The organism is Candidatus Enterococcus willemsii (genome assembly GCF_009933335.1).
GTDB classification, from domain to species: Bacteria; Bacillota; Bacilli; order Lactobacillales; family Enterococcaceae; genus Enterococcus_F; species Enterococcus_F willemsii.
This window is the reverse complement of record NZ_MAEL01000046.1, coordinates 1-16,098: the sequence shown is the minus strand read 5'-3', so window position 1 is coordinate 16,098 and position 16,098 is coordinate 1. Positions and strand designations below refer to the sequence as shown.

Here is a 16,098-nt window from a genome sequence, read left to right as displayed (position 1 = left end):
ATTTTTTTAACTGTATCGTTTACAAAAGTAAATTTAAAATATATAATAATTATAGAAAGAGAATCTCACAATTGTTGTGGAATTTAATTATATACTAAGAAATAAAGGAGATGAATGAATTGGTAAAAGATACGTATGCTATCGAAGGAATGACCTGCGCTTCGTGTGCGCAGTCAATTGAAAAAAGCGTCAATAAATTAACCGGCATTCAAAATGTATCAGTTAATTTGGCCACAGAAAAAATGAGTGTCGCGTATGATGGCGATTCATTATCTAGCGATGAAATTGAAAAAGCTGTCGAAGATGCTGGCTACAAAGCAGTCAAAAATGTTGCTACACAAGGATTTGAAATAGAAGGAATGACCTGTGCCTCCTGTGCACAAACGATTGAAAAAAGTGTCAATAAATTGGCAGGCGTAACCACTGCTTCTGTCAACTTAGCCACAGAAAAAATGAGTGTCTCTTATGATGAAGATGCGCTATCAACAGGTGATATTGTACGTGCTGTTGAAGATGCGGGCTATAAAGCAATACCTGAAACGGCCTCACATACAGATGATAATGGCACAGAAAAACGTTACGCACACATGAAGGAATTATGGACACGTTTCATTTGGTCAGCGGTATTTACTGTGCCATTACTTTATATCGCAATGGGACCAATGTTGCCATTTGGCGGACTACCTTTACCAAATTTTCTTGATCCAGTGCATCATACCGTCACTTTTGCTATCACTCAACTTATTTTGACACTACCAGTTGTTTATTTAGGTCGTTCATTTTATACAGTTGGTTACAAGGCATTATTCAAAGGTCATCCGAATATGGATTCGTTAATTGCGATTGGGACAACCGCTGCACTCTTACAAGGAGTTGTCATGACGGTGTTATTAGCCACTGGTCGTGTGGAAGTGCACCATGGTCACCCCGATTTATATTTTGAATCAGCAGCGGTCATTCTAGCATTGATTACCTTAGGAAAATATTTAGAAGCTGTTTCAAAAGGCAAAACCTCTGAAGCAATCAAAAAACTGATGGGCTTAGCGCCAAAAACAGCCCGCGTTGTACGTGATGGGCAAGAAGTTGAAATATCGATTGATGCAGTCGTAACTGGTGACATCTTAGTTGTTCGTCCAGGAGATAAAATTCCTGTGGATGGTGTGATTGTAGAAGGAAATTCTGCCGTGGATGAATCAATGATTACAGGTGAAAGTATACCGATCGAAAAGAATGTAGGCGACAATGTTGTCGGTGCAAGTATCAATAAAAATGGTTCATTCCGTTTTAAAGCCACGAAAGTCGGAAAAGATACCACACTTTCGCAAATTATTAAGTTAGTCGAAGATGCACAAGGATCCAAAGCGCCGATTGCCAAATTAGCGGATAAAGTCTCTGGTATTTTTGTTCCAATCGTGATGGGAATTGCAGTTCTTTCTGGCTTAGCGTGGTTCTTCTTAGGCCAAGAATCTTGGGTCTTTGCTTTGACCATCACCATCTCCGTATTAGTCATTGCTTGTCCATGTGCCTTGGGATTAGCGACCCCAACCGCCATTATGGTCGGTACTGGAAAAGGTGCCGAGAATGGCGTGTTAATTAAAAGTGGGGATGCGTTAGAAGAAGCACAAAAGATTCATACAATTGTGTTTGATAAGACCGGAACGATTACTGAAGGGAAACCTGTGGTAACGGATATCGTCAATTACAATGGCTATTCAGAAGAAGAGGTGTTAGTGATTGCGGCATCCGCAGAAACAAGTTCAGAACATCCGCTAGGTGAAGCGATTGTGGAAGGCGCAAAAGAACGCAACCTTTCATTAAAAACAGTCAAAGCGTTCCAAGCCATTCCTGGACATGGGATTCAAGTTACCATTGATCAACAAATTATTCGTTTAGGTAACCGCAAATTAATGCTTGAAAACAACATCAAAATGTTAGACGCCCAAGAAGTCTCTGATCGTTTAGCTTCAGAAGGAAAAACACCGATGTTTATCTCTGCAGATGACAAGTTAATCGGGATTGTTGCAGTTGCTGATACGATTAAAGAAAATAGTATTGCAGCGATTGATAAATTACACCGAATGGGTATTCAAGTGGCAATGATTACTGGTGACAACAAACGAACAGCCGAAGCCATTGCGAAGCAAGTAGGCATTGACCGCGTATTCAGTGAAGTCCTACCAGAAGATAAAGCCAATGAAGTGAAAAAATTACAAAATGAAGGCTTGCATGTTGCTATGGTCGGTGATGGAATTAACGATGCACCCGCCCTTGCACAATCAAATGTAGGAATTGCGATTGGTTCAGGAACTGATGTTGCGATTGAGTCTGCGGATATTGTATTGATGCGTAGCGATTTAATGGATGTGCCAACAGCGATTGAATTGAGTCGTGAAACCATCAAAAATATCAAGCAAAACTTATTCTGGGCATTTGCCTATAATACAATTGGTATCCCAATTGCAATGGGTGTGCTTCACTTGTTTGGTGGCCCCCTATTAAATCCAATGTTTGCCGGTGCAGCAATGAGTTTAAGTTCGGTTTCCGTATTACTAAATGCATTACGTTTAAAAGGGTTTAAACCTAAATTATAAGTTTGTCCTTTGCCACTTTAAAAGTATGTGAAAAACTTTTAGAGTGGCTTTTTGCTTTTAAGTGAGGTGGTGATAACGATTAAAGAATGATTTTCTATGATTAAAATGAATAACTAGGAGGAATAGAAGATGAAAAAATTAACAATGCTTATTCTAGGAGTAAGCTCATTAACACTTTTGGGTGCATGCGCATCAGCAAATGAACCCGACAGCACGGATCACTCTGAGCATAATATGACAACAACATCATCAAGCATGGACATGCATCATCATTCTGGGGAAGTTCCTGAAGGAATGAAAGAAGCAAGCAATCCGAAATATCCGGTAGGAACAGCAGTGACCCTTAAAGAAGGACATATGCCAGGAATGGAAAATGCAAAAGCAACTGTTGTTGGAGCTTATGACACGACGATTTATGCAGTAACCTATACACCAACGACTGGTGGCGATGAAGTTAAAAATCACAAATGGGTTGTGCAAGAAGAACTAGAAAACCCTGAAGAACCTTTTACAAAAGGAGATACCGTTGTTTTAGAAGCCAATCATATGGCAGGCATGCAAGGAGCAACAGCCACTATTGACCAAGCAATTGAAGGGACTGTGTATGTTGTGGATTACGAGCCAACGGATGGTGGAGAAACAGTGACCAATCATATGTGGATGACTGAAGATGAGTTGACAGCTGAATAATATTTTTAAGGCATGATAAAGAATTTCTTTGTTGTGCCTTTTTATTTAGTTTATCTGTCATCTTTTTAGTTATGTTCACTTGTGTCTAATTCATCTTCTTGGTATCCTTTCTTAAGACAAGTCGTAATAAATAGAAAAGGGATGGATAAATGTGGAAATTCGCCTATTAAAGTATTTTCTTGCTGTAGCTGAAGAACAAAATATTACGCAAGCCGCTAAACGACTTCATATTACTCAACCGACTTTAAGTAGACAAATCCGAGAATTTGAAGAAAGTTTGCAAGTAAATTTATTTATTCGTAAAAATAAAAAATTGTATCTGACAGAATCAGGTACATATTTAAAGAAAAAAGCCGAAGAAATTTTAGCATTGGATGAAAAAGTAGAGCAAGAATTTGCTAACTATCAAAATAAGATGCTAAGTGGGCAAATTTCAATTGGATGTGTCGAAGCAAATAGTTCCCATTTTCTGTCAAAAATGCTAGAAGAAATGATTACGAATCATCCGCAAGTCACATTTAATATTTTTAGTGGGACTAGCAATGATATTGTGGAAAAGCTTGATAAAGGCTTATTAGATATTGCCCTGTTAATCGAACCGATTTCAGAAGGAAACTATAATAAACTTATTTTACCCGAGAAAGAAGAGTGGGGATTGCTTGTATCAACAGAACATTATTTAGCGAACCGACCAAATGTTCTTGCGGAAGATATTTTGGGTGTACCATTGATTTGTTCAAGTCGGAAAGCAGTGCAGGATTTATTCTTTTCTTGGGGGAAGTTTAATGAAGAAAATTTAAATATTGTGGGAAAGTATAATTTAATTTTCAATGTTATTTCTTTGGTTGAAAATAAAGTAGGAGCAGCATTTTCACTTAAAGGAGCAACTACGAATCGGACGAATAAGATAAAGTTCCTTCCTTTTGAACCTAAGTTAGAAACAAATTGTGTCCTCGTATGGAAGAAGGGAAGTCTTTTAAATACAACTGTACGCGCATTTATTCAGCATATAAAGTATGCCTTGGAAGCATGAAGGTAAGCTTAAAAGGTATTAGACGGAATCTAAATGGAGCTGTAATATAAACTTGTAAGCGGTTCGAGTTTATATTACAGTTTTTTTTGAGGTGGAAAAATGACAATTGTACTCTATTTTTCTAGGGCAAATCAAAATTTTGTGCACGGAGAAATTCAAACGCTAACTAAAGGCAATACCGAAAGATTAGCCGAAAAGATTAGCCAAATGATTGATGCACCCATGCTTGAGATTGTACCAGTAATTGACTATCCCTATGATTATCATGAAACGATTAAAATTGTAGAGGAAGAAAGGAATAAGGGTATTGAACCCGAATTTCAGCCAGTTCCAATTGATTTCGAATCTGTGGAACATATTTTTTTAGGATTTCCTAATTGGTGTGGCTCTATGCCGAAAATAGTTAGTCATTTTTTAAAACAAATCGACCTTTCAAATAAATGTATTTACCCGTTTTGCACACATGAAGGCAGTGCATTTGGAAATAGTTTAGTTGAACTCAAAAAAATCTGTCCAAACTCGAATATTCAATTAGGCTTACCAGTGAGAGGTTCCAGAGTTGAAAGAGCAGATCAAGCAATTTCAAACTGGATAAGTCAATATCAATCAAATAGGAGAGGATAGCAATGACAAAATTTGAAGAAATAAAAGATGGTGTCATTTTTTCAAGTGGCGAGAAAAATGATGCGTTTGCTCAATACTTTGTAGGGCAAAGTTATCTAAAAACGCTAGTAGCTGATCCAGCAATTAATGTGGGTGTAGGAAATGTCACATTTGAACCTGGTTGTCGCAATAATTGGCACATTCACCATGATGGCTTTCAAATTTTACTTGTCACTGGAGGAGAAGGCTGGTATCAAGAAGAGGGAAAAGCAGCTCAATTTTTGCAAGCTGGAGATGTTGTCGTGACGCATGATGGAATTAAACATTGGCACGGTGCGGCTAAAGATAGTTGGTTTGAGCACTTAGCGATTACGGCTGGGACTCCAGAATGGTTGGAACCAGTGTCTGATGAACTTTATTTCAATTTAAAATAAGAAAGTAGGGAACGAAAATGCCAAAACAAACAGCTGGAAGAGATAATTTAGGAGAATTCGCTCCTCAATTTGCGGCTTTAAATGATGATGTGTTATTTGGAGAAGTGTGGGATAGAGAGAAGGAATTATCCCCGCGCGATCGTAGTTTGATTACAGTGGCTAGTCTTTTAACACAAGGTGTGCCTCAGTTAGAAGCACATTTAACTATTGCGAAACAAAACGGCGTAACGAAAGATGAAATTGTCGAACTTATTACCCATCTTGCGTTTTACGCAGGGTGGCCAAAAGCGTGGACAGCTTTTAATTTAGCAAAAGAAATTTTTGGAGAAGAATAATGTTATGAGTACTCTAGCAACTACAAGGAGTGTTGTTAGAGTACTCTTATTGATAAAGGAGATTATATGAAATTTTATTCGATAAAGTTATTTGCCTTACTTTCAGTCGCGTTAGTTGTCAATTCAGCGCCAGCTATTTCTGCTAATATTCCTGCAATTGCACAAAGTTTTCCGGAAGTAAGCGCCGTTTATATCGGTCTTCTGACGACAATTCCTTCTTTATTTTTGGTTATGGGTGTCTTTTTAACAAGTATCATTGAAAAACAAATTGGTCGAAAATATACGATGCTTGCAGGGTTAGTCATGGTGGGTATATTTGGTACCTTACCAGCATGGTATCAAGGGAGTTTTGTTGTCTTATTTCTTTCAAGATGTTTATTGGGACTAGGTATTGGCTTATTTAACCGTTTATTGATTGAAATGATTAGTCAGTTATTCCAATCAGATAATCGCAAAAAAGCAAAAGCTCTAGGCTTAGAAAGTGCATGTGAGGGTTTAGGCGGGATTTTTATGACAATTATGGTTGGCCAATTAATCAAGCTTAGTTGGGAAATGTCATTTTTAATTTATGCTTTTGCGATTGTTAGTTGGATTTTTGTCTTTGTGTTCATACCGAATGAAAAAAATACACCCCAAAATAGTATGACTGATTCTACTGATTCCAATCTTTCCAAAGCACGTAAAATGAAATCTATCTTATTGGGTCTCGTTTTATTTGCAATCGTGCTACTGTTTATCAATTATAATTTACAAATCACCCCTTTGTTGCTTGAACAAGGAATTGGCGATGCGACTAATGGGAGCAATATGATTGCAGCGATTGCAACGGGAGCATTTATTGCAGGAAATTTTTTCGGTGTTGTTTATAGTTATTTGAACAGATGGTTATTACCAATTGCTGCTATGCTTGCTGGACTAAGCGTTTTTCTTACCAGTCTTTCCAACTCGGTACTGTTCACTTTATTTTGTTCTTTGATGTTAGGTTTTGCATTTCGTAATATTATGCCTTATTTTATGCATACCTTTACGTCGGGTGGAGAAAATATTGCTAAGTTTGGGACGACAGTCGTATTAGTCGCCTACAATTTAGGTGCAACACTTGCACCATATGTTTCTCAACTTATATCAACTGTTAGCAGAAATAGCAGTGCTAGTCAACAAATCATCGTTACAGGTTTTTTATTAGGGGTACTAGGTTGTTTTACATTGCTATTTAATAAGTATATGACTATTTAGAATGAAATTAGGAGGTATTGAAATGGACTATACAAAATTAGGAAATACAGGAATGGATGTCTCTCGGATTTGTTTGGGAGCTATGAGTTTTGGCGATCCAAACAAATGGTTTCATAAGTGGGTATTAGAAGAGGAAGATAGTCGTCCAATTATCAAGCGAGCATTGGAACTCGGAATTAATTTTTTCGACACAGCCAATGTATATTCATTAGGCCGAAGTGAAGAGATTTTAGGCAAAGCGTTGAAAGACTATGCCAAGCGCGATGAAATTGTTTTGGCAACGAAAGTTCATCAAAAAATGTTTGATGGACCAAACGGCCAAGGATTATCTCGTAAAGCGATTATGTCACAAATTGATCAAAGTCTACAGCGTTTGCAAACCGATTATGTTGATTTATATATTATTCATCGTTGGGATTACGATACACCAATTGAAGAAACAATGGAAGCCTTACATGATGTTGTAAAATCTGGTAAAGCTCGTTTATATTGGTGCTTCAGCAATGCATGCTTATCAATTCCAAAAAGCCAATCATGTGGCAGAAAAAAATGGCTGGACCAAATTTGTTTCGATGCAAAATCATTTGAATTTAATATATCGCGAAGAAGAAAGAGAAATGATTCCTTACTGTGTAGACCAAGGAATAGCACTGACGCCATACAGTCCCTTAGCTTCTGGAAGATTGGTTAAGTCATTGAATGATACTTCTTTAAGAAGAGAGACGGATACAGTCCAAAAAGACAAATATGATGAATCAGAAGAAAAAGATCGTATCATTATCGAACGAGTAGCTGAAGTTGCTGAGCAATATGGTGTCAGTAAAGTGGAAGTTGCCCTTGCTTGGTTACTGCAAAAAGAGAATCTTGCGGCTCCAATTATTGGCGCAACAAAACTTAGCCATGTAGAAACAGCAGTTAAAGCAATCGATTTTAAGCTAACACCAGAAACTGTGAATTACTTAGAAGCGGAATATGTTCCACACAAAATTGTCGGTTTTTCTTAAACTGGAATGCCGTCTAAATATGAATTGTGGCTGAAGAATGATTATCACAAAATTTATGGCATTTATGATTAATATTCGGGAGGATAACTATATGAACATTTCAGAGGCTGCATCAATCCATGGATTGACTCCGTCAACGTTGAGATATTATGAGAAACAAGGTCTATTACCTCCCATCAACCGTGATGCATCTGGAAATAGGGACTATTCTGTGGAGGATATAAATTGGATTGGCTTTGTCAAATGTATGCGAGATTCAGGGTTATCCGTGGAGGCATTGGCTAGGTACACCGCGCTTTATCAAATGGGAGATGACACATTAGTTGAGCGAAAGCAGCTTCTTATTTTTGAATATGAGAAACTACGGCAGAAGCAACAGCAAATCAATGACACTGTTTTTAAGCTAAAAAGTAAAATTAATCATTACGAAGCAAACATTCAAAATTACTAAGCGAATGTATTACAGTAAAAAAAGGAGTGTGAAGTCAAATGTATCTTTTTCAAAAGATTGAGGAGGCTGCTTTTAAGAAAAATGATGCGCGACGGACAATTGGTGAGTTTCTCTTGGCAAATAGAGAGGATTTGGCAAGCTACTCAATGGATGAAATTGCAAAATTGACACATACTTCTAAACCGACACTGGTTCGCTTTGCTAAGTATTTTAACTTTTCTGGATGGCGAGAGTTTATCTATGCGTTTAATCATGAATTGGCTCATTTCGATGAGAATCATTTAGAAGTCGATGTGAATATACCATTTGATCATTCAGCAGATACGTTGGAGATTATTGAAAATATTGCGAATCTCCGTATTCAGACCATTAAAGAAACGACCTCATTGATGTCCGTTACAATGATTAATCAAGCAGCGACTATTCTTAATGAGGCACATACGATCGTGATTTATGGCAGAAGCCCAAATTCTTATTATGGTGAATTATTCAAACGAAACTTGAATACCATTCATAAAAAAGCGTTTGTCGCTGATGCCAATGAATCTGGTCTTGTGTCGAATACGCTAACGCCAAAGGATTGTGCAGTCATTATCTCATATTCAGGCAATAATTCAGAGACATATCCTATGAAAAACGTAAAATTACTTTTAAAAAATCAAGTTCCTATTATTAGTATAACGAGTGGTGGAGAAAATTATTTAAGGGATTATTCGACGATTGTCTTAAATATTTCGAGTCGAGAAAAGTTGTATTCTAAAATAGCTAATTTTTCTACGGAAGCGTCTATTCAATTTATTTTGAATATTCTATTTGCAAAAATTTTTTCTTTGAATTATGAAGAGAACATGCAGGCAAAAATTTTAAACTCACGTATATTGGAATCAACCAGGAAATCGACATTTAAAGAGATAGCCGAAGAAGATTTTTAGTTTAGGTAAGAGTTTGATAAAAAGGCAGCAACTTGATGTACCAAGTGTACAATCAAGTTGCTGCCTTTTTTGAATGCTTGTAAAGAGGAATAAACGACTACAATGATGAGTGTAGCTCAAAGGGTTCACCTGCTGCGACTAATCGAATTCTTTCAGGATTGATAATTCGAGGGTATAATTCTTCAGGATCACCATTAAATGCATCGATATGAGGGGCATCTACAGTTCCCCAGTGGGAAAGAATTAGGTCAGCGTTAGGATACGTATTAGCTAATTTAATGGCATTTTCAAAACCAATATGCCAACTATTATCATTAAAATCAAAAAGAATAGCATCGGGTTGTGGCATTTCTAATTGTTCAGGAAGTAGCCGCGAATCTCCAGGAATCCATAGTGAGCCGTCAAGTGTTTCAATCCAAAAACCACAATAATCTTCGATTTTAAAGATACGGTCAAATTTATTTGTTTCATTTTGCCATAAATGATGGGCTTTTGTTAATGATATGGTTAGATTATCAATCATAAATGTATCATAAATCGGATGACCACTAGCTTCTATCCCAAAATGTTCAGTAATTAGTTCAGCAACATACTCAGGGCTGTGAAAAGCTTTTGTTTTGGTGGTTAATTTATCTAATGTCGGTAAACTAAAATGATCGTTATCAGAATGAGTGATTAAAACGGCATCTAAAGAAGGAATATCCTCCATTTTAATAGGTAAATCAATTAATAAAGGAAGGTCAAAACCTTCTAAAACGGGGTCAACCATTAGACATGTGCCTCGACTATTTAATAAAATGCCTGAATTACCCAACCATCGAATAATCGTTTTTTCACTTTTTTGGAAGGCTTCAGCTCCGAAAAAGATTGTTTGTGGTGGAATTGCTTGCTTTTTGTTGTTCATTGAAATTTTTCCTTTCTAGGCTGTTTTTGCTGGATCAATGATATCAATTAAATGGAATTCATTGTTAGTAAAACATAATTTGATGATGCAACAATTAGGAAGTTGAATCGGTTGTGTTCCATATTCTTTTTTCCAGATTTGAGCTAAAAAATAAAAACAAGCGCCATTATGCGAAACTGCAAGCGTGTGTTGTGCGTTCTTGTTCTCATTCATTATATCAAATAGCGTGTCATACATTCTTCGTCTAACTGTTTCAGCACGCTCGCCACCATAATCGGCATAAAATGTTTCGAACGTATGCGGACCTTTGGGTTGTAAGTAGGTTGCTTGAGCTTCATACTTGCCGAAGTTCATTTCTTTTAATCCTTTTAAACGAGTATAGGGTGATGATGTCACAATTTCTAAAGTATCACAAGCTCTTTCTTGTGTAGAAGCATAGGCTTGATCAAAGGTAATGTTCTGTTTTTCAAAATATTTTTTGGCTGCTTGAGCTTGTTTAACGCCTTTATCAGTCAGTGGAGAATCACAGGCACCTTGAACGAGCTTTAATTGATTGAAAAGAGTTTCGCCATGTCGCATTAAGTAAAGGTATTTTGGCACCATATTCGCCTCCTTTTTAAACAGTATACACTATGAAGCAAACTTTAAGTCAATGGTATTTTATGAAATTCATTTCATAAAAAAGGCTGAATATCAAAAGAATGTGAAACCTATTTCGAGTTTCGTAAAATCTATTGGAAACGCTATCTGCACATGATAAATTGCAGATAGAGAAACATGATGTCTTACCGGTGACAGCATCCATTTTCTTCAAAATTTATTAGGAGTGGTTTGTATGAGCAAAAAATATGAACAGTTGGCGAAAGAAATCGTGCAACAATTAGGTGGCAAAGAAAATATTACTGATGCTTATCATTGTCAAACAAGATTACGCTTTAAAGTAGCAGATGAATCGAAGTTAAACAAAGAAAAGTTAGAAGATTTAGATGGTGTCACAAAATACATTCATAATGCAGGTGTGCATCAAGTTGTTATTGGGACACATGTAAAAGATGTATTTGAAGAAGTGGAAAAATTCGTTGATGTCCAAACATCAAATGATAGCAATTTAAATGAGAAAAAAGGACCTGTTGCAACAGTTATTGATTTTGTTGCGGGAACTTTCCAGCCAGTCATTCCAGCTTTATCAGGCGCTGGGATGGTCAAAGCAGTTTTAGCTCTTTTAATTGTCTTTAAAGTAATTACACCAGATTCTCAAACGTATTATATGTTGAATTTATTTGCAGATGGGGTCTTTTTCTTTCTACCGATGATTTTAGCTTTTACTGTTGCTCAAAAATTAAGATGTAATCCAATTTTAGCAGCATCTGTAGCGGCTATGATGATGCATCCTAATTGGGGAGCTTTAGTGACGGCAGGAGAACCAGTAAATTTCTTTGGATTTATTCCTTTTACTTTGGCTACTTATACTGGTTCAGTAATCCCTATTTTGATTGTCATTTTCTTCCAATCGTATGTTGAAAAGTTCTTACACAGAGTAATTCCAAAATCTGTGGAATTAGTATTTGTACCAATGCTGACATTTTTAATTATGGGGACATTAGCATTTTCAGTTTTTGGTCCAATTGGTAGTATTTTAGGTGGTTATTTAGCTTCTTTCTTTACTTTCTTAAGTATTCATGCAAGTTGGGTGCCAGCTGTTTTAATTGGTGGATTGCTTCCGGTGATGGTGATGTTTGGCTTACACAACGGTGTGGCACCACTTGGCGTTATGCAAATGGCTGAATTAGGATATGATAGTATTTTTGGTCCAGGTGCATTGGTATCAAATATTGCACAAGCGACAGCAGCTGCAGTCGTGGCTTTCCGCACAAAGAATAAAAAAGTGAAACAAGTTGCTATTTCAGGAGCAATTACTGCTTATATGGGGATTACAGAACCTGCACTTTACGGAGTGAATTTACCTAAGAAATACCCATTAATTGCCGCAATGATTGGTGGTGCATCCGGTGGTTTATATGCTGGTTTAACAAATACACATCGCTTTGCAACAGGTTCATCAGGTTTACCAGCAGTCTTACTTTACATCGGTGATGATACCATGCGTTTCTTCTGGAATATCATTATTGCTTTAATTATTTCCGCAGGAGTTAGTGCTATATTGACCTATGTTTTGAGTTTCAAATATGAGAAAGAAGAAATAGAAGGTGTGTCTGAAATCAAACCTGTGATTTTAGAAGACACACGTTTAGTTAGCCCGATTCCTGGTAAAGTTATGCCGTTAAGCCAAGTACAAGATGAAGCATTTGCTTCAGAAGCTTTAGGAAAAGGCTTTGCAGTTGATCCGTCTGAAGGAGAAGTATACGCACCTTTTGATGGGAAAGTAGTTGCCGTTTTTCCTACTAAACATGCGATAGGCCTTGTTTCAGATACAGGCGTTGAACTTTTGATTCATGTTGGTTTAAATACCGTTGAATTAAATGGGCAATATTTTGATACATTCGTTGAAGCAGAACAAAAAGTTACCAAAGGTCAATTATTACTGACATTTGATAGCAAGAAAATTGAAGCAGCTGGTTATCCAACACAAGTACCAGTTGTGGTTACGAACACGCCACAGTATTCCTCAATCGAAATACTTAAACAAGGAACTGTGAATAAAGATGAAGAAGTACTAGTTATCAAAGTTTAGGAGTGAATAAAAATGGCGTTAAATAAAGATTTTTTATGGGGTGGCGCAACAGCTGCCAATCAATCAGAAGGAGGTGTGCTAGAGGGTGGAAGGGGACTATCTAATGTAGATTTACTTCCAACAGGACCTGATCGTAAAAAGGTTGCAGCTGGTAACCTAGAAATGTTGGAATGGCAGGGTGGGTATTATTATCCAGCCAAAGTAGCGATTGATATGTATCATCACTACATGGAAGACATCAAGTTATTTGCAGAAATGGGTTTCAAGGTTTATCGCATGTCTCTGTCTTGGTCACGAATATTTCCTAAAGGAGATGATCAAGAACCCAATGAAGAGGGATTAGTTTTTTATGAAACAATTTTTAAAGAGCTCAAGAAATACAACATTGAACCCTTAGTAACGATTGCTCATTTTGATATTCCTGTTCATTTGATTAAAGTGTATGGTGGTTGGCGCAACCGAAAATTGATTGACTTTTATGCGAAGTATGCCGAAACAGTCATTAACCGTTATAAAGGCCTAGTGAAATACTGGCTAACAATTAATGAGATTAATATCTTGTTACACCAACCGTTTGTTGGTGGTGGCATTATTTTTAAAGAAGAAGACAATCAACAAGAAATTAAATACCAAGCAGCACATCATCAATTAGTAGCTAGTGCCTTGGCTACTAAAATCGCACATGAAGTAGATAGTGAAAATATGGTTGGTTGTATGTTAGCTGGTGGAAGCCACTATCCTTATACATGCCGACCAGAAGATTATCAAGAAGCGATTAATCGTGACAGAGAGGGCTACTTCTTTATTGATGTACAAGCGCGTGGAAAGTATCCCAATTATGCACTGAAGAAGTTTGAGCGTGAAGGTTTATCCATTCAAATGAAAGATGGTGATGAAGCAATACTGGCGGCATCACCAGTTGATTTTGTGACCTTTTCTTATTACTGTTCTCGAACAGTTAGTGCGCATTCGGAAGACTACGCCCAAGCCACGGGTAATTTATTCCCATCAATTAAAAACGAGCACCTGCCTTCTACAGAATGGGGCTGGCAAATTGATCCACTTGGTTTGAGAAATTCGTTGAATCAAATGTATGATCGCTATCAAAAACCGTTGTTTATTGTAGAAAATGGGTTGGGAGCAATCGACACGCCAGACGAAAATGGTTATGTAGAAGATGATTATCGTATCGACTACTTGAAGAAACATGTGCAAGCATTTAAAGATGCTGTCGAAATTGATGGCGTAGAACTCCTTGGTTACACCACATGGGGCTGCATTGATTTGGTGGCAGCAAGCACTGGACAAATGAGTAAACGTTACGGATTTATTTACGTTGACCGTGATGATGAAGGCAATGGCACCCTTAAACGGACTAAGAAAAAATCATTTGAATGGTACAAGCAGGTTATTGCATCAAATGGCGAGGATTTGGACTAAGCTTGTTAACTCAAACGCAAACAACAACCAAAATGAGTACATCTTTTTGGTTGTTGTTTTGTTGTAGAGAAAAGGCAGAGTCTATTTGCAACTCTGTAGTGTAATATGGTACGCTAAAATAGTAGATTTTGTTTATATTCCTCATGTATGATAGCGCTTTTTTGTAAATTATTAGAGAGGTAAGAAAATGAAGAGTAGGCACAAATTGATTCTCGCTCGGATCTTTTATTCTGTATTCATAGTAGCAACAATTTTAGTTTTTGGAAGACAAATCTTGTTGGGAAACAAATTATATATATTCGTTCTTATCCTTACTCTAGTAGGATTTTCAAAAGAGTTGTGGTTAATTGAAAGAAGGGCGAAGAAGAGACAAAGTGGGAATCATTGATAAGTAATTGAAGAAAGATTGATATGTTGTATCGTTAGAATGACAGGAGGAAAGAGAAACATGCGTAAGAAGTTCGTTCTAGTTGTCATAATACTATTATTGCTACCTATTATTTTTATGTGGATTCATAGCATAATCTCTCCCTATATAGTACCAGAAAAATTATTTGTTTTTTACTCTATTGTAGGTACGATTATTTTCATCATTGGACTTTTGATGTTTATTGGTATCTTATCGAAGAAAGAAATATTTTTCTCTATTGCTAGCAATAAATACCTCCAAACAACTGCAATCATCAAGAAAGAAAAATTTACCAATGTGAGCTACGGTGGCTCTGTAGGTGGATATGGAGGTTTTAGACAGCGTAAGTATAAATTAGAATATAGAAATAAAGACGGAAGAATCACTGAAACAATCTATAAGACAGGAATTTCTGAATCAAAATTTGCTACTGTTTTGCATTGGAAAGTAGGTACAAGGATTCGGATACTATATTCACCTAAGAATCCCCAAAACATTCTAATTGATCGCTCATATTACAAACAGCAAGTAAAAAAAATAATGGCGATGGATGATTGGTAATAGAAAAAACGTCAATGTTGTAAAATATAATATTTATAACGTTGACGAGTGTTCTATTAGATTTTATTGAAAGTAAATAGCGTAAGTTTAAAAATTTTGATACAATTAAGGTGTTTAAATAAATCTGCGAAAGGAGTGAATGATTCTTTGACTGGTAATGAAAATAAGCGATATATCGGATTGATTGGTCTATATGTACTTTTGTTAATAATATCTTCTTTGGTACGTCAAATTAACTATTATGGTAGCTCAGTAGTCCTTTTAATAGCCATGACCATCGTGGCATTAGTTGTGCTATGGAAGTATTTGCTACATAAAAATATCATTAGTATTATATGGAAAAGCATGACATATGAATCGGCTCCTTATAAAAGTGAGCGTATGATTGTATAATATCTGGTATAGCGATATTGGTTGGTATCACGGGTTATATAATGAACGAACGTCATTTCTCTGCCAAGAACGGTCAGTAACAGAGATGTTCTAATATGAAGCCCTAATCATTAATTCAGACCAGCTATCACATGGGACTAATTATTAAGATGAAATTTTAAGTTACTTGCTTCAAAAAATAGATAAAATTGCTGCTCCATTTAGTGCGAACCCCAAGTGAACAGAAAAACACTAGGAGATTCGCACCACAATAAAGCAGTAAAATGAAAAAACAATGAGAAAAATCTGCTATATGTCATTGAATTAATAAATTAGATAGTGATTATTTCAGTAAAGAGCATTTTTATTCCTTTTTATTTGTAATAATCGCAGTTACAACCTGTATAGGTT

Annotated in this window: 14 protein-coding genes and 1 pseudogene; 13 read left to right on the top strand and 2 right to left on the bottom strand. The window is 36.5% G+C overall.

What is annotated here, in order from left to right; genetic code table 11:
• Positions 1-119: 119 nt before the first annotated feature.
• The 10 genes and pseudogenes from BAU17_RS09650 to BAU17_RS09605 all read left to right on the top strand — a co-directional run bounded on the left by BAU17_RS09650 (position 120) and on the right by BAU17_RS09605 (position 9,309).
• Positions 120-2,591, top strand: a complete 2,472-nt coding sequence (locus tag BAU17_RS09650; RefSeq protein ID WP_231474684.1) for a heavy metal translocating P-type ATPase — start codon at positions 120-122, stop codon at positions 2,589-2,591.
• A 129-nt stretch (positions 2,592-2,720) separates the two neighbouring features.
• Positions 2,721-3,281, top strand: coding sequence for a YdhK family protein (locus BAU17_RS09645; RefSeq protein ID WP_161902613.1), 561 nt, complete (start codon positions 2,721-2,723; stop codon positions 3,279-3,281).
• A gap of 151 nt (positions 3,282-3,432) precedes the next feature.
• Entirely contained in the window at positions 3,433-4,314 is an 882-nt protein-coding gene (locus BAU17_RS09640; protein WP_161902612.1) for a LysR family transcriptional regulator, read from the top strand.
• Positions 4,315-4,413: 99 nt separating this feature from the next.
• On the top strand, positions 4,414-4,938 hold the full coding sequence (locus BAU17_RS09635) for a flavodoxin (protein WP_161902611.1): 525 nt from the start codon (positions 4,414-4,416) through the stop codon (positions 4,936-4,938).
• A gap of 2 nt (positions 4,939-4,940) precedes the next feature.
• Positions 4,941-5,351, top strand: coding sequence for a cupin domain-containing protein (locus tag BAU17_RS09630; RefSeq protein WP_161902610.1), 411 nt, complete (start codon positions 4,941-4,943; stop codon positions 5,349-5,351).
• A 17-nt stretch (positions 5,352-5,368) separates the two neighbouring features.
• Complete coding sequence (locus BAU17_RS09625) at positions 5,369-5,686, top strand: carboxymuconolactone decarboxylase family protein (RefSeq protein ID WP_161902609.1); 318 nt, start codon at positions 5,369-5,371, stop codon at positions 5,684-5,686.
• A 66-nt stretch (positions 5,687-5,752) separates the two neighbouring features.
• Positions 5,753-6,922 (top strand): MFS transporter, encoded by a 1,170-nt coding sequence (locus tag BAU17_RS09620; protein WP_161902608.1) that lies wholly within the window; start codon positions 5,753-5,755, stop codon positions 6,920-6,922.
• 1 nt (position 6,923) lies between these two features.
• Positions 6,924-7,926: pseudogene (locus tag BAU17_RS14325) on the top strand (aldo/keto reductase).
• 91 nt (positions 7,927-8,017) lie between these two features.
• Entirely contained in the window at positions 8,018-8,377 is a 360-nt protein-coding gene (locus BAU17_RS09610) for a MerR family transcriptional regulator (RefSeq protein ID WP_161902607.1), read from the top strand.
• 38 nt (positions 8,378-8,415) lie between these two features.
• Positions 8,416-9,309: a MurR/RpiR family transcriptional regulator gene (locus tag BAU17_RS09605; protein WP_161902606.1), complete on the top strand. Its 894-nt coding sequence runs from the start codon at positions 8,416-8,418 to the stop codon at positions 9,307-9,309.
• A 97-nt stretch (positions 9,310-9,406) separates the two neighbouring features.
• Here the strand turns inward: BAU17_RS09605 and BAU17_RS09600 are convergent, their stop codons facing one another.
• Both BAU17_RS09600 and BAU17_RS09595 read right to left on the bottom strand, forming a co-directional pair.
• Entirely contained in the window at positions 9,407-10,213 is an 807-nt protein-coding gene (locus BAU17_RS09600; RefSeq protein ID WP_161902605.1) for an MBL fold metallo-hydrolase, read from the bottom strand.
• A gap of 15 nt (positions 10,214-10,228) precedes the next feature.
• Positions 10,229-10,816, bottom strand: coding sequence for a histidine phosphatase family protein (locus BAU17_RS09595; protein WP_233706823.1), 588 nt, complete (start codon positions 10,814-10,816; stop codon positions 10,229-10,231).
• A gap of 232 nt (positions 10,817-11,048) precedes the next feature.
• Between BAU17_RS09595 and BAU17_RS09590 the strand changes: the two genes are divergently transcribed.
• From BAU17_RS09590 to BAU17_RS09580, 3 genes are all read left to right on the top strand, one after another.
• A complete protein-coding gene (locus BAU17_RS09590) occupies positions 11,049-12,905 on the top strand; it encodes a beta-glucoside-specific PTS transporter subunit IIABC (protein WP_161902604.1) in 1,857 nt (618 codons plus the stop codon).
• 12 nt (positions 12,906-12,917) lie between these two features.
• Positions 12,918-14,345 (top strand): 6-phospho-beta-glucosidase, encoded by a 1,428-nt coding sequence (locus tag BAU17_RS09585; RefSeq protein WP_161902603.1) that lies wholly within the window; start codon positions 12,918-12,920, stop codon positions 14,343-14,345.
• Positions 14,346-14,793: 448 nt separating this feature from the next.
• The gene (locus tag BAU17_RS09580) at positions 14,794-15,315 is read left to right on the top strand and encodes a hypothetical protein (RefSeq protein ID WP_161902602.1); all 522 of its coding nucleotides are present in this window, start codon (positions 14,794-14,796) and stop codon (positions 15,313-15,315) included.
• Positions 15,316-16,098 lie beyond the last annotated feature (783 nt).